Here is a 16816-nt window from a genome sequence, read left to right as displayed (position 1 = left end):
GATCCCGAAACGGCCGGCCGCTGGAGTTGGTCGAGGATCGCACCGCACGGAGTCTCATGAGTCAGCACCGTCACCCTGGCGCGCCCGGCCGCGCCGGTGCCGTACCGGCGCTCCCGGACCTGCCGGAGGCGACCGTCGCGCGGCTCCCGGAATACCTCCGTGCCCTGCACAACCTGGCCGAAACCGGCCACGAGACCGTGTCCAGCGAGGGTCTGGCCAGCGCCGCCGGCGTGAACTCCGCGAAGCTCCGCAAGGATCTCTCGCACCTCGGCTCGTACGGCACCCGTGGCGTCGGCTACGACGTGGCGCTGCTGATCGACCAGATCGAGTACGTGCTCGGGCTCACCCAGCGGCGGGCCGTCGCCCTGGTCGGCGTGGGTAATCTCGGTCACGCCCTCGCCGGCTACGACGGCTTCGTCAGCCGCGGCTTCCGGATCGCCGCGCTCTTCGACGCCGACGCCGCGCGGGTCGGCGAGGAGATCAACGGGCTGGTCGTCCGGCACATCGACGAACTGCCCCGCGTCGCGGCCGAGGAGGCCATCGCCATCGGCGTGATCGCCACCCCCGCCTCGGCCGCCCAGTCGGTGGCGGACCAGCTCGTGGCCGTCGGCGTGACGAGCATCCTCAACTTCGCCCCGTGCGTACTCTCGGTCCCGGAAGGGGTCGACCTGCGCAAGGTCGACCTCGCCATCGAGCTGCAGATCCTGTCCTTCCACGAGCACCGCAAGGCATCGCTGACCGCGCTCCCCGCCACCGGCGGGTCCGCCCTCACCGCCCTGCCCGGAGGGCTCGCCGTCACCGACCCGCAGGAGGCGATCGGCACGTGAAACTGCTCGTCGTCGGCGCGTCCTACCGCACCGCTCCCGTCGCCACGCTGGAGCAGCTCGCGGTCGGCCCCGCGGACCTCACCCGCACCCTGGACCGCCTGGTCGCCCAGCCGTACGTGACCGAGGCCGTGCTCGTCTCCACCTGCAACCGGGTGGAGATCTACGCCGCGGTGTCCGGCTTCCACGGCGGCCTCGGCGACATCTGCGCCGTGCTGGCCGAGCAGGCCGGCTGCCAGCCCGCCGCGCTCGCCAACCACCTCTACGTGCACTTCGACGCCGCCGCCGTGGACCACGTCTTCCGGGTCGCCGCCGGGCTCGACTCGATGGTGGTCGGCGAGGCGCAGATCCTCGGCCAGCTCCGGGACGCCTACCATTCCGCGACCGGGGCCGACACCGCCGGGCGGCTGCTGCACGAGCTGATGCAGCAGGCGCTGCGGGTCGGCAAGCGGGCCCACGCGGAGACCGGGATCGACCGGGCCGGCCAGAGCGTGGTGACCGCCGCGCTGGAGCTGGCCGCCGGCCATCTCGACGGCGACCTCGCCGGCCGTCCCGCGCTGGTGGTGGGTGCGGGCGCGATGGGGTCGCTGGGCGTCGCCACGCTGTCCCGGCTGGGCGCCGGGCCGCTCACCGTCACCAACCGGGGCGCCGACCGGGCCGTGCGGCTGGCCGAGGCGTACGGGGCCAAGGCGACGCCGATGGCGGAGCTGACCACCACGCTCTCCACAGTGGACATCGTAGTGGCCGCCACCGCGGCCGCTGAAGCGGTCCTCACCCGTGAGGTGGTGACCCGGGCGCTCGCCGGGCGCGACCCCGACCGGGGTCCCCTGGTCCTGCTCGACCTGGCCGTGCCGCGCGACGTGGAGGCCGGCGTCGCCGAGCTGCCCGGCGTCGAGGTCATCGACATCGACCGGATGGCGGCCCTGCTCGCCGACGGGCCCGCCGCCACCGACGCCGCCGCCGTCGAGCGGATCGTGCTCGGCGAGGTCGACGCCTTCCTCACCTGGCTGCGCGGCGCCGACGTGGCGCCCACGGTGGCGGCCCTGCGCGGCCGCGCCGACGACGTGGTCGGCACCGAGCTGCGCCGGCTCGCCCAGCGCCGTCCGGACCTCACCGACGACCAGCGCACCGAGGTGGCCCGGACGGTGCACCGGGTGGTGCAGCGGCTGCTGCACCAGCCGACCGTGCGGGTCCGCCAGCTGGCGGCCGAGCCGGGCGGGGACCAGTACGCGGCCCTGCTGCGCGAGCTGTTCGACCTCCAGGTGCCGCAGTCGTCCGTGGTCGACGACGTCCCCGACATCGGGGCCGGCGACGCCGCGCCGCCCGTCGGCCTCGCCACCGCCACGCCGCCCGTCGGCCTCGCCGACATTCCGCCGCCCGTCGGCCTCGCCGACAATCCGCCGTCGACGCGCTCCGCCGACGTCCCGCCCATCGGAGGTGAGCGATGAGCACGCCCCTGCGCCTCGGTACCCGGGGCAGCAAACTGGCGATGGCCCAGTCCGGCCACGTCGCCGAGGCCCTGACCGCGGCCACCGGCCGGCCCGTCGAGCTGGTCGAGGTGGTCACCGCCGGCGACCGCTCGTCCGCGCCGGTGCACCGGCTCGGCGTCGGCGTCTTCGTCTCCGCCCTGCGCGACGCGCTGACCGCCGGCACCATCGACTTCGCGGTGCACTCCTACAAGGACCTGCCCACCGCGGCGGCGGCCGGGCTGCACGTCGCGGCGGTGCCGACCCGGCAGGACCCGCGGGACGCGCTGGTCGCCCGGGACGGCCGGACGCTCACCGAGCTGCCCTCCGGCGCGACCGTGGGCACGGGTGCGCTGCGCCGCATCGCCCAGCTGCACGCCCTCGGGATGCAGCTGGAGGTCACCCCGGTCCGCGGCAACGTCGACAGCCGCGTCGCGCGGGTGCTCGGCCCGGAGGCCGACCTCGACGCGGTCGTCCTGGCCCGGGCCGGGCTGGCCCGGCTCGGGCGGACCGACGTGATCACCGAGACGCTCGACCCGATGCTGATGCTGCCCGCGCCCGCCCAGGGCGCGCTGGCGGTGGAGTGCCGGGCCGACGACACGGACCTGGTCGAGCTGCTCGCCGTGCTCGACCACGCACCGTCCCACGCCGCGGTCATCGCGGAACGGGCGCTGCTGGCCACCCTGGAGGCCGGATGCTCCGCTCCGGTCGCCGCCTACGCCGAACTCGCTGAGGGCGACGCCGGCGAGGAGATCTATCTGCGCGGGGCGGTGATCAGTCCGGACGGTACGAGAGACCTCCGGCTGTCCCGCACCGGAACGCCCGCCGACGCGGCGGAGATCGGCAAGGCACTCGCCGCCGAACTCCTCGACCTCGGCGCCGACTCGATCCTCGGCCAGGATGGACACGCCGGTCCGGGGACCCAGCAATTTGGGAGCACAGAATGACCCGCACCCGTAAGCCCGTAGGCCGCATCGCCTTCGTCGGGGCCGGTCCCGGCGACCCGGGCCTGCTGACCCGCCGGGCGCACGACGCCCTGGTCGACGCCGACCAGGTGGTGTACGACCGGGGAGTCCCCGAGTCGCTGCTCGACGCCGTGCGCGCCCAGGCCAGGGAGGACGCCCAGTTCACCCCGGCGGAGGGCGCGCCGGGTGACGTGGCGAAGGTGCTGATCTCGGCGGCCCGTTCCGGGCTGAACGCGGTGCACCTGGTCGCCGGCGACCCGTTCGGCCACGACTCGGTCGTCAAGGAGGTGCAGGCGGTCGCGCGGACCGCCGCGCACTTCGAGGTGGTTCCCGGCGTCGGCCAGGCCGAGGGGGTGGCGACCTACGCGGGCGTGCCGCTGCCGGGCGTACGGACGGCGGCCGACGTCGAGGACGTCGCCGCGCTGGACTTCGAGGCGCTGGCCGCGGCCGTCCGCCGGGGCTCGCTGGCCCTGGCCGTGGACGCCGGCGACCTCGCCGCGATCCGTGACGGGCTGCTCGCCGCCGGGGTGGAGGGCACCACCGGCGTCGGGGTGACGGGGGACGGCACCGGCGAGACGCAGTACACCACCACGTCGACCGTCGACTCGTTCGTCGCGGCGGCACTCGGCTTCACCGGCCGGGTGGTGCTCACCGTCGGCGAGGGCGTCGGCCAGCGCGACAAGCTGAGCTGGTGGGAGAACCGGCCGCTGTACGGCTGGAAGGTCCTCGTGCCCCGCACCAAGGAGCAGGCCGGCGTGATGAGCGCTCGGCTGCGGGCGTACGGTGCCATCCCCTGCGAGGTGCCGACCATCGCGGTCGAGCCGCCGCGCACCCCGGCCCAGATGGAGCGGGCGGTCAAGGGCCTGGTCGACGGCCGGTACGCCTGGGTGATCTTCACCTCCGTCAACGCGGTCCGCGCGGTCTGGGAGAAGTTCGCCGAGCACGGCCTGGACGCCCGGCACTTCGGCGGTGTCAAGATCGCCTGCATCGGTGAGGCGACGGCCGACGCCGTCCGCGCGTTCGGCATCCAGCCCGAGCTGGTCCCGTCGGGCGAGCAGTCCTCCGACGGGCTGCTGGCCGAGTTCTCGCCGCACGACGAGATCCTCGATCCGGTCGGTCGGGTGCTGCTGCCGCGTGCCGACATCGCCACCGAGACCCTCGCCGCAGGGCTCACCGAGCGGGGCTGGGAGGTCGACGACGTGACCGCGTACCGGACCGTCCGGGCCGCCCCGCCGCCCGCCGAGATCCGGGACGCGATCAAGTCGGGTGGCTTCGACGCGGTGCTCTTCACGTCCAGCTCCACGGTGCGCAATCTGGTGGGTATCGCGGGGAAGCCGCACGCCCGTACCGTCGTTGCAGTGATCGGGCCCAAGACGGCGGAGACCGCGACGGAGTTCGGCCTGCGGGTCGACGTCCAGCCGCCGCACGCCTCGGTCCCCGATCTGGTGGAGGCGCTCGCCGCCTACGCCGTCGAGTTGCGCGAGAAGCTCGCGGCCATGCCGGCGAAGCAGCGTCGCGGCTCGAAGGTGCAGGGCCCGACGGCGCTGAGGTTCCGGTAGTCGTAGCAGGAGGTCCGTGATGCCGTACCCCGAGATCCGGCCCCGCCGGCTGCGCCGCAACGCGGCCATCCGGCGGCTGGTCTCCGAGACCCGCGTCGACCCGGCCGAGCTGGTCGTGCCGATGTTCGTCAAGGAGGGGCTGACGGAGCCGCGGGCCATCGCGTCGCTCCCGGGGGTGCTCCAGCACTCCCGGGACTCGCTCCGCAAGGCCGCCGCCGAGGCGGTCCAGGCGGGCGTCGGCGGCATCATGCTCTTCGGGGTGCCGGAGCGACGGGACCCGGCCGGTTCCGGCGGGATCGACCCGGACGGCATCCTCAACGTCGCGATCCGCGATGTCGTCGCCGAGGTGGGCGACGCCACGGTGGTGATGAGCGACCTCTGCCTGGACGAGTTCACCTCGCACGGGCACTGCGGCCTGCTCGACCCCGACGGCGCCGTCGACAACGACGCCACGCTGGGGGCGTACGCCGAGATGGCGGTCGCCCAGGCCGCCGCCGGGGTCGGGGTGGTCGGGCCGTCCGGGATGATGGACGGCCAGATCGCCGTGGTACGCCGGGCGCTCGACGCCGCGGGCCACCAAGACGTCGCCGTGCTGGCGTACGCCGCGAAGTACGCCTCGGCCTTCTACGGCCCGTTCCGCGAGGCCGTGGAGTCGGCCCTGGAAGGCGACCGGCGCACCTACCAGCAGGACCCGGCGAACCTGCGCGAGTCGCTGCGCGAGGTGGAGCTGGACGTCGCCGAGGGCGCCGACATGGTGATGGTCAAGCCGGCCCTGCCCTACCTCGACGTGGTGGCGGCCGTCCGCGCGGCGGTGGACGTCCCGGTCGCCGCCTACCAGGTCTCCGGCGAGTACGCGATGGTCGAGGCGGCCGCCGCGAGCGGCTGGATCGACCGGGAGCGGGTGATGATGGAGACGCTCACGTCGATCCGTCGGGCCGGCGCTCAGATCATCCTCACCTACTGGGCGGTCGAGGCCGCCGGGCTTCTCCGCCAGCGCTACTGACCCGCCGCCGCCCTCCCCGACCCTGCAACCCGTCGCTGTCGGCAGCGGTGGCAGGCGGGGCCGAACCGGGCTTGGCCCGGCAGGCCGGGCCGGAAAACGCGTCGGCGGCGGCCCCCACGCGTCGGCGGCGGCAGCCTCGGTGACTTGGCGTAGTTTTCCTGCGGTCGGATCCCACTGCCCTCCAGACGCTTTGCTCTGCATCCACATACGCACCAGTCACTCAGCGTTGCTGGTGCGTATGTGGATGCAGAGCAAAGGGCGCACCGGGGGTTGGGCGCTCCTCAGGGCCATGTGCGCTGGATCTGCTGGTCAGGCCCCCGAGGGCGTCGACGTCGGCGACCCGGCCCCTTCTTGGCGCGCAAGACCCCATCACTCAGAGTGAAGGGAGGGTCGGGGCTCGGTTGTGTTACTCAGCGTCATTGCAAGTGTGGGTGCGCCGGTTGTGGTCTTAGGACTCCGTGGCGGTTTTCCACAGGACGCCGGGTTGTCCACAGGTAGCGCGGGCGGGATTGCGGGAGAGGCCCCTGACGGGGACCGTGAGGGGATGACCGACCTGCCCGCCGACCCGGAAAGTGACCGGCCTACGAAACTTGCCGTCGTACCGGACGCCGCCGCCGTCGTACCGGACGCCGCCGTGCCGGACCCCGCGGTGCTGCCAGATGGCGCCGCCGTGCCGGGATCCGCGGCCGTGCCCCACTCGGCCACGGCGTCGGGCTGCGCCGGGTTGCCGGGAACTGACGAGCCGGCGGCTCTCGGCCGCCCGGCGGACTCGCGCGAGGCACCCGTGATGTTGACCGAACCCTTCGACACCCCGTGGCCGGCCGCGGGCATCGTCCGGGCGGTCCGTCGGTACGCCAGCCTCAGTCAGCGGGAGCTGGCCCGGTGGGCCGGGGTGAACCATTCCACGGTCGGGCGGATCGAGGCGGGCCGGCTGGTGCCGAGCATCCTGCTCCTGCGCCGCATCATCGGGGTCGCCGGCTTCCGGCTGGCCGTCGTCGACGAGTTCGGGCGGGTGCTGAAGCCGATGCGGGACTGGCAGGACACCCGGGACGGAGCGGGGCGTCGCTATCCCTCGCACCTGGACACCATTCTCGATCCCGAGCCGGGCGAGTGGTGGGCGGACGTCTACGGGTTGGCCCGCCCGCCGGAGACCTACTACCGCGACCGCAGGGTCCGCGACGCCATGCGGCGGCGCAGCCAGTGGGAGGTGCGGGTGGCGAAGTACCGCAGCGTGCCTCCGCCGCCGCGCGTGCCTCCGCCGCCGCGCCCGCCCCCGCCGCCGCGCGTGGCCGACCCGCGCTTCCCGTGGTGAGCGAACGGCCCGCCACCCGGGAAACTCCTTGGGCGACGGGCCGTCGGGGACGTGCTCGGGTACGACGTCAGTCGTCGTCGGTGATGGTGCCCACGGCGAGGGGATCCGCCAGGCGCAGGCCCGGCACGCCGGCCACCACCAGGTTCACCTTCTCGTCCGCCTCCGGCTTGCGGTCACCGCGCACGGAGACCGGGAAGGCCAGCGAGGTCTGCCCGGCTGCCAGGACCTTGCAACCGACGTACGGGTCGTAGTCGGCGCCGGCCCGGGCCGTGGTGCCGTAGGTGGCGGCGCAGAGCAGCACCGGCTGGGACAGCGGGCGCGACACGGTGACCGTGAAGGTGAGCGGTCGGGTGCCCCGGTCGCCCTCGACCACCGACGCGTCGCCGACACTCAGCGAGGCCCGGGAGCGGAAGCGGGCCACCTGCGGGTCGTGGTCGCTGGAGCCCCGGCTGCCGTCGGCCGCGTGGTCGGCCGGCCAGTCGGCGTTGACGTGCGCGGCCCGCATCTGCACCAGGTCCCGGTGCAGCGCGCCGTTCACGAACAGGTGGTCCAGCGTCTGCGTCTGCCCCTCGAAGCTGTACGAGTAGGCCGACGACGGCGCGTCGGCGAGCAGGTCGTCCCAGAGGTTGCGCATGCCCGCCTCGTACAGCGGTCCGAGTTGGTCCGACGGGGCGGGCTCCGCAGCCGTGGCGCTGAGCCGCTGGTCCCCGGCTGCGGGGAACGGATCGTCGGGGCGGGGGAAGACGTTGAGGTCCCCGCCGTAGACCACCCGCGCCTGCGGGTCCGACGCCTCGATCGCGGTGACGATCGCGGCACCGTACGCGGCCTGCTCCCGGCGCTGCCCGACCCGCCTGTCCGGCCCCGACGAGTAGTGGTTGCTCGCGGCCCACATCGTGTACCGCTCGGCGGAGCCGGGCGCGGCCGAGACGGTGAACTTGCCGAGCTGCGGGGCCCGGGTGAACACGTCGTCGCCGTCCTTGCCGGTGGACGTGTCCACGTCGGCGGGAAGGACCGCGTTGAGCGCCTTCGGGTTCTGCACGTCGGCGTTGCCCGGCAGCCCCGCGCCCCGGTACCGCACCGTCGGCGCCGAGCCCAGCAGCGGGTCGTCGGCGGTGGGTGCCGCCAGCGACACCCGGTCGGTGCGGAACAGGAACGCCGAGGTGATGCCCCGGGCGTCCGCGCCGGTGCGGTCGTACGCGGCCTGGTAGGCCGGGCCCCCGGCGGCGGCGATGACCAGCGCCAGGTCCTGGAGGCTGTCCGGAGCACCGTCCGCGTCGTCCGTGCTGCCGCAGACCAGCGCGCCGCCGGAGACCGAGCAGATGTCCTGGTCCTCGGCCTCCTGCACCAGGATCAGATCCGGGGAGTGCAGATCGGTGGTGATCTGGTCGGCCAGCGCGGCGAGCTGCTCGCGGTACTCCCGCTCGCTGCCCGGGACGTAGTCGAACGGCGGGCGCACCCCGGTGCAGCCGGCGTTGCCGGCGAAGTCGCAGCCGTCGAAGGGGTCGTCGCGGTAGTCGTACAGGTTCTCGACGTTGTAGGTCGCCACCGCGACCTCCTCCGAACGGTTGGCCGGCTGCGGCGGGTTGTTCGTCGACGGGTCCGCCCCGCCGGTGAACGCGGCCGCCTCGACCTGCACGCCGTACTTCTCGAACGAGTAGTAGAGCCCGCCGACGGCGTCGGCGGTCAGCGTGTCGAACGTGCGCGTGGGAGGCAGCAGCGCGGCGCTGTCGCCCGTGCTGCTCTTGACGCCCATGCTGCCGAGCAGCACGCGCTGCCCGTTGCCGTCGTCGAAGCGGCGGCCCGGGTCGTTGTCCAGCGGGTGCGCGTCCCGGAACACCCGGCGGGCGTACGGGTCGGCACGGTCGAGCAGCGGGTCGTCCCGGTCGATCACGAAGATCTCCGCGTCGGCGGTGGAGGCGAAGACGTTGCGTCCGCTCACCGCGCCGCTGCCGGCGCGTACCCGCAGCCGGGTGCCCTCGTGCCGCTCGAAGAAGCGCTGCGCCGCCGCCACCTCGACGGGCGGCACCGCATCGGTCACCTCGACCTCGGTGTCCACGTCCACGCCGGAGGCGATCCGGCGGACCAGCGACGCCCCGGAGAGCTGGGTGAAGTTGTAGTACTCGGAGACCCGGGCGCGCAGTACCACCTCGTCGCCGACCGTCGGCACGTAGCCGCCGATCAACGAGGTGAACGAGCCCATGAAGACGAAGATGCCGTCCGAGCTGGTCGGGTCGCCGTCGGTGGCGTCGGAGCGGCTCTGTAGGAAGAAGCCGCGCTGGTCCCGGCCCGACGAGTCGCGCGCCAGGGTGAGCTGGGTGATCACGCCACGCACGTCGTACAGCGTGCTGCTGGTCCCGTTGCCGGTCGCCGGCGCGAGCGGCGACCGGTCGGCGGGGCCGGACTCGGCGTCGGTGGTCGGGCCCTGCACCTCGCCGACGGTCAGCTCCCGGGTCACCTGCACGGCCAGCGTGCAGGTGGCGGTGCCGCCGTCCGCGTCGGTCGAGGTCAACACCACGGTGTACGCCCCGGCGGCCAGGTCGGCGCTCGTGCCGACCGTGGCCCGGGCGGTGCCGCCGACCGCGTCGGCCGGGGTGACCGCCGAGCGGCTGACGGAGCCGGTGGCCGGGGTCGGGCTGACCGAGGTGACCGCCAGGTCGACGATCCGGTCGTCCGCGTCGGTGGCGGTGACCTCCCGGGTGGCCGCCGTGCCGGCCGAGGTCACCAGCGCCGGGCCGCAGGCGAGCGTGGCGGGCGCGTCGACGGGGCCGCCGCCGTCGACGGCGTGCGTGCCGAGGCCGTCGAACGTGTCGACGGGGAAGCCGGCCCACTGGGCGGCCGGGTCGAACGCGTCGGCGGGGTCGGTGTCGCCGGACGTCACGGCGGCCGACCGGCGCAGGGTGTTGTCGGCGGTGCTGGTGACGCCCGTGCCCCACTCGGTGCCCGGGTCGACGCCGACCTGGCCGATCGAGTCGAGCACGGTGTCGCCCCGCCGCAGCACGATCGCGTCGTCGCCGTTGAACAGGCTGGCGCCGGTGGTCTGGTCGGCCCGGTCGAGGATGGCCGGCGCGGCCGAGGCGGCGGCGAGGACGAAGGCGTCACCGGCCGCGACGGTGCCGGTGAGGGCCAGGTTCGTCGGCGTGGTGGAGCCGTTGAAGTGCAACTGGAGCTGGTAGCCGCCGGCGGCCAGGTCGACGGCGGCGCCCGTGCCGTTGAAGAGCTCGATCGCCTTGTTGTTCGACGAGCCTTCGACGTACTCGGAGATGAAGAGGTCGGTGGGCGCGGCGCTGGCCGCGGTTGGTGCGACGCCGACGGCCGTGACGGTCACGGCTGCGGTGGCGGTCGCGAGCGCGGCAAGAGTGCGGCGCGGGCGCATGGGGCCTCCACGATGGGTGGACGGGGAACTAACGCACGTTAAGGGGCGCCGCTGACCGTCGTCCATCCCCCACCGGACAGATTCGTGAACGATCCGGTCAGCGTCCCGCGTCGAGGCGGTGCACCAGCTCGGCCACGTCGATGCTGTATTCGCACCATTCGCGGTCCGGCCGGTAACCCAACTCGGCGTTGACCTTGAGCATGGTCTCGTTGGCCTGCGCGTTCCAGGTCTGCACCTCGGTCAGCTCCGCCTCCGCCGAGCGCAGCTCGATCAGCATCCGGGCCTTGATCGCCCGGTCGATGCCGTAGCCCCGGTGGTCCTCCACGACGATGGTGTCGTACTGGTCGGCGCGGGTCGGGTGCTGGACCGGCACGACGACCTCGGTCAGCCCGGCAACCTCCCCGGTCTGCTCGTGCAGGGCGAGCAGGATGTAGGGCTTCATGCCGCGCCGGTGCAGGCAGTCCAGACTGTCGCGTAGCCGCTGCGGGTCGTAGGAGCTGGGGCGCAGTTCGCCGTCCTCGACGTCGCGCACCTCCGCCTTGGCCCGGGCGTACGCCTCGATCAGCTCGTCCGGCGGGCCGCCGGGATGGAACTGGAGGTGGTAGCCCGTGCCGATGCCGGTGGCCATCCCGGCCAGCTCGGCCCAGTCCACCCCGGACAGGTCCAGCACGCTGCGGGTCTCGACGTACTCCTTCGAGAAGCCGAGCGACTCGTAGAAGGCGACGGCCGGCGTGTCGCCGACCACCTCCACCCCGATCGACCGGAAGCCCTCCTGGTAGACCCGCCGGGCGGCGGTCAGGACGAGGTCCCGGCCGAGGCCCGTGCGCCGCTGGGCGGGGTGCACCAGCACCTCCAGCACGCCGATGTCGCCGAGGAGCAGCACGTGCACGTGGCCCAGGATCGCCCCCGGGCCGCCGTCGGCCGTCGGCTCCGCCTGGGCGACCCAGGAGATCCGCCGTTCGCCGGGCATCACCTCGGCGAGGTATTCCCGCATGGAGCTCTCCCGCCACGGCGGATCCTGCGGCAGATCGGCCGCCAGGACCGCGTTGAGCGTGTCCAACAGCGACGCGATCTCGGCGGACGACGCGGTCCTGGGGTCCCACTCGCGCACCATCACCCGTCTAGCTTGCCGCTAACCGCTGCCCGGGGGAAGTGTCCGGTCCTCCAATGTATGCGGACGATCACTTCACGTGTGGCTCGCCTGTCCGTACCGGTTGGCGGTGTCGTAGACGTCCTGGGCGTACCGGCGGACGTCGTTGTAGGACAGGATCGCGTTCCACCAGTCGGCCGGGATGGTCAGGTTCCGGCCGCCCTTGCAGAGGTAGTTTCCGGCGGCGAGGGCGGCGTCGTCCAGGTCGTGCGGGTCCTTGACACCGTCGTTGTCGGCGTCGGCTCCGATCTCCTGCCAGGTCGTCGGGATGAACTGCATCGGCCCGACCGCCCGGTCGAGGACCGGGTCCTTGTCCATCACCCCGCGGTCGGTGTCGGGGATGCGCATCCGACCGCCCTTCCCGTCGAGCGGCAGGCCGATGATCTCGGGCAGCGCCTTGCCGTCGGGGCGGAGCCGGGCGCCGTTGGCCTGGCCGTGCCCCGACTCGACGAACCCGATGGCCGCCAGCGTGGTCCAGCTCAGCCCGCAACTGCGGTTGGTCTGGGCGAGCACCACCTCGGCGTAGCCGTACGCCTGCATGGCCACCGGCGAGATGCCGACCTTCGGCCCGACCTGGGCGGCCCAGCCGGCCAGCGCGTCCGACGGCCGACCGGTGGAGCCGCCGACGACCGGGCCGGTCGGCGTCGTGCCGAGCGGCGGCGCGGTCTGGGTGGGCAGTGGCATCCCGCCGGGCAGCGGCGCCTGCGGGTCGGTGGTCGGTGCGGCGGAGGTGGCGTCGACCGCGACCGGCCGGGGGCCCCGGGCCGTCGCGGGCACCAGCAGCGCGCCCGCCGCGGCCGTCGCCGCGACCAGGGCGAGCAGGAACACCCCGGGCAGGGCAAGTCGCCCGCTGGGTCGCCGCGACCAGTCCCGCGTGGCGCGGGCGGCGGCGATCGCGACGCGGTGCGGAGGCTGGCGTACGGCGTGCGCGAACTGCACCCGGCGGCGCCGAAGCCCGGTGGCCGGAGTCGTCGCGGCCGGGTCGTCCTTCGTCCCCGCGAGGTCGCCCGCGGCGGTGCCGGCCTCGTCGTCCGGCTTTCCGGCGTTGGCCGGCTTCACCTCGTCGGCCGGCTTCGGGTGGTCGTCGGGCTTGGATCTCAGCCAGGGACGGCGGGGACGCGGCAACCGCGTCGCGGGCTCGGGCGCGGCGCCGGAACCGGCGAGCGGCCCGTCGATCGGTGCCGCCGGCCGGAGGGGCCGAAGGGTCGTCCTGTCCTCGCCGTCCACCACAAGTTGAGTATCACCCATGTCCCCCCGTACGTCAGGACCGGTCGTACCCTGGGTGCCATGCCCCGGTACGAGTTCCGTTGCCGCGCCTGCGGTGACACCTTCGAGGTCAACCGTCCGATGGCGCGGGCCGCTGAGCCGGCGTCCTGCCCGCAGGGGCACGCCGACACGGTCAAGCTCCTCTCCACCGTCGCGGTCACCGGTCGGGGCGGCGGTGCCGCCGGTGGCGCGCCGGCGCCGGCCGGCGGGGGGTGCTGCGGCGGTGGCGGCTGCTGCTGACCGGCGGTCCAGCCCGTAGATCCGTCCGGGCCGGTCAGTCCCTCGCCGCGACGTCCGCAGCCCGTCCCCTCCGGTCAGCAGGGGCGGACAACTCCCCCCCCCGGGGCCGGCCCACCCGGCCGTTCTCACGATGCGTGATGGTCCGGTATCAGGCAGCATGAGTCCGACGTCACGGGCGGAGGTTCCACCATGTCGCCACGGATCCACCTCCCGAGCGGGTTGGTGACCTTCGTCTTCACCGACATCGAGGGCTCCACCCGGCTGGCCCAGCTGCTCGGTGCGGGCTACCGGCCGGTGCTGCGGGAGCACCGCCGCCTGCTGCGCCACACGATCGCCGCCACCGAGGGCGCGGAGCTGCTGACCGAGGGGGACTCGTTCTTCCTCGCCTTCGGCGACGCGACCGCCGCACTGACCGCCTGCCTGAGCGCGCAACGGGCGCTGGCCAGCCACGAGTGGCCCACCGCCGACGCCGTGCCCCGGGTCCGGATGGGGCTGCACACCGGCTGGGCGGAGCCGCGCGACGGCGAGTACGTCAGCCCGGAGGTACACCGCGCGGCCCGGGTCGCCGCCGCCGCCCACGGCGGCCAGGTGCTCTGCTCGGCGTCGACGGCGCGGCGCGTCACGCCGCTGCCGCCCGGCGCGTCCCTGCTCGACCTCGGCCTGCACCGACTGCGCGGCTTCGACGACCGGGAACGGCTCTTCCAGCTGGTCGCCCCCGGCCTGGAGCGGCAGTTCCCGCGGCCCCGTACCGCCGACGCGACCGCGCACAACCTGCCCACGCCGGTCACCTCGTTCGTCGGTCGGCACGCCGAGCGCGCCGAGTTGAGGCGGCTGGTGGAGGCGCACCGGCTGGTCACCGTCCTCGGCGCGGGCGGCGCGGGTAAGACGCGGCTGGCCGTGGAGCTCGCCGTCGATCTGGTCGAGTCCCATCCGGACGGGATCTGGATCGTCGACGTCGCCGCGGTCACCGACCCGGGCCTGGTGGCGTTCGAGGTCGCCGCCGTGCTCGGTCTGCGTCCCGAGCCGGGCCGCCCGATGGTGGACACGCTGGTGGAGTACGCGGCCGCGCGCCGGATGCTCGTCCTGCTGGACACCTGCGACGCCCAGCCGGCCGCCTCGGCCGACGTGATCTCGCGGCTGCTCGCCGGCGGCATGGGCGTCCGGGTGCTCGCCACCAGCCGGGAGTCGTTCGGCCTGCCGGGCGAGGTGGTCTGGCGGATTCCGTCGCTGTCGGTCGACCCGCCGACGGACGGGGCGGAGAGCGACGCCGTCGCGCTGCTGCTGGACCGGACGGCGGCGGCCCGGGGCGGCCGGCCCCCGGACCCGGCCGAGTCGGCCGACCTGCGACGGGTGGTGCGGCGGCTGGACGGGCTGCCGCTCGCCATCGAGCTGGCCGCGGCCCGGCTGCGGGTGCTCTCCGTCGGGCAGCTCGCCGAGCGCCTCGACGACGTGCTGGGCACCCTGGACGCGGGCCGGGAGACCCCGGACCGGCCCTACGCGGAGCCGGGCTCGTCGGGTGACCGGCGGGACACCGTGGACGCGGTGGCGGCCGTGGGGATTCCTCCGCCCGGCCCGGCCGTCCGGGCGGTGCAGCGCTCCGCCACCGAACGGCACCTGACCATGCAGGCCACGGTCACCTGGTCGTACCGCACGCTGGGGCCGCGGGCCGCCCGGCTGCTGCGCTGGCTGGCGGTCTTCGCCGGCCCGGTCGACCTGGCGGCGGTGGAGTGGTTGCTCGGCGACGATCCGCTCGATCCGCTCTCGGTGCTGGTCGACAAGTCGATGGTGCTGGCCGAGCCGCACGCCGCGGGCAGCACCTACCGGATGCTCGACCCGATCCGGGCGTACGCGGCGCGGCGGCTGGTGGAGGCGGGAGAGGAGAAGTCGGCCCGCAACCGGCACGTGGCCTGGTCGACGCATGCGCTCAGCCGGGCCCACCTGGGCCCGGACGGGCGGCCGGTGACCCTGTCGCTCTACGCCCTCGACCCGCTCGCCGGCGAGCTGCGCGCCGCGTTGCGCTGGTGCGCCACCGGCGGCAGCGCCCGCGCCGGTCTGCGGCTGGCCGGGGGTCTGGACCAGTGGTGGCGGGAGCGGGGCCTGGCCCGGGAGGGGCGGCTCTGGCTGTTCCGGCTGTACGGTCGGATCGCCGAGACGGGGGAGCGGATCCCGGAGGCCGAGCTGGCGGCGGCGTACCACATGCACTCGCTGCACGCCGGCGCGGACGGCGAGTTCGGCGAGGAGCTGCGCTACTCGCAGCGGGCGGAGGCGGCGGCCCGGCAGGCGGGTGACGCGGGCCTGCTCGCCCGGGTGCTGGCCGGGCGGGCGGCCCCGCTGATCGACATGGGACAGTTCGCGGAGGCCGAGCGGATCTGCCGCGAGGTGATCGACTGGGCGTCCGGCCAGGAAGTGCTCGGCGACGCGCTCCTGGGGGTGTTCAGCCTGGCCGAGCTGCTGTGGCGGCGTGGCGCCCTGGACGAGGCCGCCGAGCTGCTGGGCGCGGCCCGCCCGGTGGAGGCGGCGCGCCCGGTGGAGCGGGGGCGGCGCTCGGTCGACATGCTGCTCGGGATGGTCGCCCTGGCGCGCGGGGACCTCGTCGCCGCGCACGAGCACCTCCAGGTGGCGCTCCGGTCGCGGATGAGTCACGGCTTCCACGGTCGGGCCTGCGACACGCTGAACGCGATGGCGGTGCGGTGCGCGGCCGGCGGCGACGCGCTGACGGCGGCCCGACTGTTCGGCGCGGCGGGGGCGACCCGGGCGAGCATGCGCTGTGCCCCGGGCATCTACGGCGGGTACTGGGCGCAGCGGCAGGGGGAGCTGCGCCGGGAGCTGGGCGACACGGCCTTCGACGGCGCGTACGGCGAGGGGACCGAGCTGGGGCTGGAGGAGGCGGCGGCGCTGGCGCTCGCCGTCGAACACCCGGACCTGGCGGCCGGCTCGGCGCGGTTCGGCGCCGGCCACGCCCGCGTGGCGCCCCGCCAGACCGTCGCGCCTGACCGGCGCCGCCACCACACCGGGCACGCCTGACGACCGGCCCCGCCGGTCCGCGCGGTTCGGGGTCCGCGTCGACCCGGGCGGGCGGGGACGCGGACCCCTGGGCGGTACGGGTGGATCAGCTCAGGGCGGCGCGGTGTTCGGCGTCGGCCTTCATCCGGGCGGCGCGGTCGATGTCGGCCTGCTGCACGGCGGCGACCGAGCCGAAGGCGCTGACGGCCTGGTAGTACGTCCAGGCGAGGCTGTAGCAGGCGGGCCGCACGGCGGCGTTGTACGTGGCGCAGACCCGCTTCAGGTCGGCGTAGAACGCGCTGTCGAGGCGGGCCTTGTTCGTCGAGAACCGGCCCATCGCCTTGTAGTTGCGGTAGCCGAAGTCGTGCCGGTAGCAGGAGAGGCTGAACTTGAAGCCGAGCGGGTTGTCGGGGCTCGATGAGCAGTAGTCGGTCGACCAGTTGAACCCGTACGACGCCCAGGCGCCCTTGTTGAGCCGGCCGGAGTTCCAGGAGTTGTAGCTGGTGGCGCTGGTCTGCGTCCAGCCGGACAGGACGGACAGCTTCTGCGAGGTCGTGACGGCGGCGGCGGGGGAGGAGACCCCGAAGACGAAGAGCATCGCGAGTGCGGCCGAGGCGAGCAGGGTGGTGAGGCGTCTGGGCACGGGTACCTCCGC

Annotated in this window: 12 protein-coding genes; 8 read left to right on the top strand and 4 right to left on the bottom strand. The window is 74.4% G+C overall.

Going from position 1 to position 16816, the window contains the following annotated elements; all coding sequences use genetic code 11:
• Window positions 1–56 precede the first annotated feature (56 nt).
• From KBX06_RS03345 to KBX06_RS03320, 6 genes are all read left to right on the top strand, one after another.
• Window positions 57–827, top strand: a complete 771-nt coding sequence (locus KBX06_RS03345) for a redox-sensing transcriptional repressor Rex (RefSeq protein WP_210832638.1) — start codon at window positions 57–59, stop codon at window positions 825–827.
• Window positions 824–2272, top strand: coding sequence for a glutamyl-tRNA reductase (locus tag KBX06_RS03340; RefSeq protein WP_210832637.1), 1449 nt, complete (start codon window positions 824–826; stop codon window positions 2270–2272). Before KBX06_RS03345 ends, KBX06_RS03340 begins: the two co-directional genes overlap by 4 nt.
• On the top strand, window positions 2269–3237 hold the full coding sequence (gene hemC / locus KBX06_RS03335; protein ID WP_210832636.1) for a hydroxymethylbilane synthase: 969 nt from the start codon (window positions 2269–2271) through the stop codon (window positions 3235–3237). The genes KBX06_RS03340 and hemC overlap by 4 nt, the downstream gene beginning before the upstream one ends.
• Window positions 3234–4814: a uroporphyrinogen-III synthase gene (locus KBX06_RS03330; protein ID WP_210832635.1), complete on the top strand. Its 1581-nt coding sequence runs from the start codon at window positions 3234–3236 to the stop codon at window positions 4812–4814. The genes hemC and KBX06_RS03330 overlap by 4 nt, the downstream gene beginning before the upstream one ends.
• 19 nt (window positions 4815–4833) lie before the next feature.
• A complete protein-coding gene (hemB, locus tag KBX06_RS03325) occupies window positions 4834–5817 on the top strand; it encodes a porphobilinogen synthase (protein WP_210832634.1) in 984 nt (327 codons plus the stop codon).
• Window positions 5818–6361: 544 nt separating this feature from the next.
• On the top strand, window positions 6362–7129 hold the full coding sequence (locus KBX06_RS03320) for a helix-turn-helix transcriptional regulator (protein WP_210832633.1): 768 nt from the start codon (window positions 6362–6364) through the stop codon (window positions 7127–7129).
• 67 nt (window positions 7130–7196) lie between these two features.
• On the opposite strand, the gene KBX06_RS03315 is transcribed toward KBX06_RS03320, so the two are convergent.
• The 3 genes from KBX06_RS03315 to KBX06_RS03305 all read right to left on the bottom strand — a co-directional run bounded on the left by KBX06_RS03315 (window position 7197) and on the right by KBX06_RS03305 (window position 12882).
• Window positions 7197–10502, bottom strand: a complete 3306-nt coding sequence (locus KBX06_RS03315; RefSeq protein ID WP_210832632.1) for a lamin tail domain-containing protein — start codon at window positions 10500–10502, stop codon at window positions 7197–7199.
• 97 nt (window positions 10503–10599) lie between these two features.
• A complete protein-coding gene (locus KBX06_RS03310; protein WP_210832950.1) occupies window positions 10600–11616 on the bottom strand; it encodes a GNAT family N-acetyltransferase in 1017 nt (338 codons plus the stop codon).
• A gap of 72 nt (window positions 11617–11688) precedes the next feature.
• Window positions 11689–12882 carry a lytic murein transglycosylase gene (locus KBX06_RS03305; protein WP_210832631.1) on the bottom strand — a complete coding sequence of 398 codons (1194 nt, stop codon included), beginning with the start codon at window positions 12880–12882 and terminating at the stop codon, window positions 11689–11691.
• Between the two features lie 57 nt (window positions 12883–12939).
• Here KBX06_RS03305 and KBX06_RS03300 point away from each other — a divergent pair, with 57 nt between their 5' ends.
• Complete coding sequence (locus KBX06_RS03300; RefSeq protein ID WP_210832630.1) at window positions 12940–13158, top strand: zinc ribbon domain-containing protein; 219 nt, start codon at window positions 12940–12942, stop codon at window positions 13156–13158.
• 189 nt (window positions 13159–13347) lie between these two features.
• The gene (locus KBX06_RS03295; RefSeq protein WP_210832629.1) at window positions 13348–16182 is read left to right on the top strand and encodes an adenylate/guanylate cyclase domain-containing protein; all 2835 of its coding nucleotides are present in this window, start codon (window positions 13348–13350) and stop codon (window positions 16180–16182) included.
• A gap of 85 nt (window positions 16183–16267) precedes the next feature.
• On the opposite strand, the gene KBX06_RS03290 is transcribed toward KBX06_RS03295, so the two are convergent.
• Window positions 16268–16804, bottom strand: a complete 537-nt coding sequence (locus KBX06_RS03290) for a phospholipase (RefSeq protein WP_210832628.1) — start codon at window positions 16802–16804, stop codon at window positions 16268–16270.
• Window positions 16805–16816: the final 12 nt, after the last annotated feature.

This window comes from Micromonospora sp. C31 (assembly GCF_018070575.1).
Classification (GTDB): domain Bacteria; phylum Actinomycetota; class Actinomycetes; order Mycobacteriales; family Micromonosporaceae; genus Micromonospora.
This window is presented reverse-complemented; position numbering and strand designations above follow the sequence as displayed.

Excerpts from the sequence above, each read along its gene's own strand:
- KBX06_RS03300 (WP_210832630.1), top strand. The coding sequence starts at position 12,940 with ATGCCCCGGTACGAGTTCCGTTGCCGCGCCTGCGGTGACACCTTCGAG.
- KBX06_RS03310 (WP_210832950.1), bottom strand. The coding sequence starts at position 11,616 with ATGGTGCGCGAGTGGGACCCCAGGACCGCGTCGTCCGCCGAGATCGCG.
- KBX06_RS03295 (WP_210832629.1), top strand. The coding sequence starts at position 13,348 with ATGTCGCCACGGATCCACCTCCCGAGCGGGTTGGTGACCTTCGTCTTC.
- KBX06_RS03345 (WP_210832638.1), top strand. The coding sequence starts at position 57 with ATGAGTCAGCACCGTCACCCTGGCGCGCCCGGCCGCGCCGGTGCCGTA.
- hemB (WP_210832634.1), top strand. The coding sequence starts at position 4,834 with ATGCCGTACCCCGAGATCCGGCCCCGCCGGCTGCGCCGCAACGCGGCC.
- KBX06_RS03330 (WP_210832635.1), top strand. The coding sequence starts at position 3,234 with ATGACCCGCACCCGTAAGCCCGTAGGCCGCATCGCCTTCGTCGGGGCC.
- KBX06_RS03315 (WP_210832632.1), bottom strand. The coding sequence starts at position 10,502 with ATGCGCCCGCGCCGCACTCTTGCCGCGCTCGCGACCGCCACCGCAGCC.
- KBX06_RS03320 (WP_210832633.1), top strand. The coding sequence starts at position 6,362 with ATGACCGACCTGCCCGCCGACCCGGAAAGTGACCGGCCTACGAAACTT.
- hemC (WP_210832636.1), top strand. The coding sequence starts at position 2,269 with ATGAGCACGCCCCTGCGCCTCGGTACCCGGGGCAGCAAACTGGCGATG.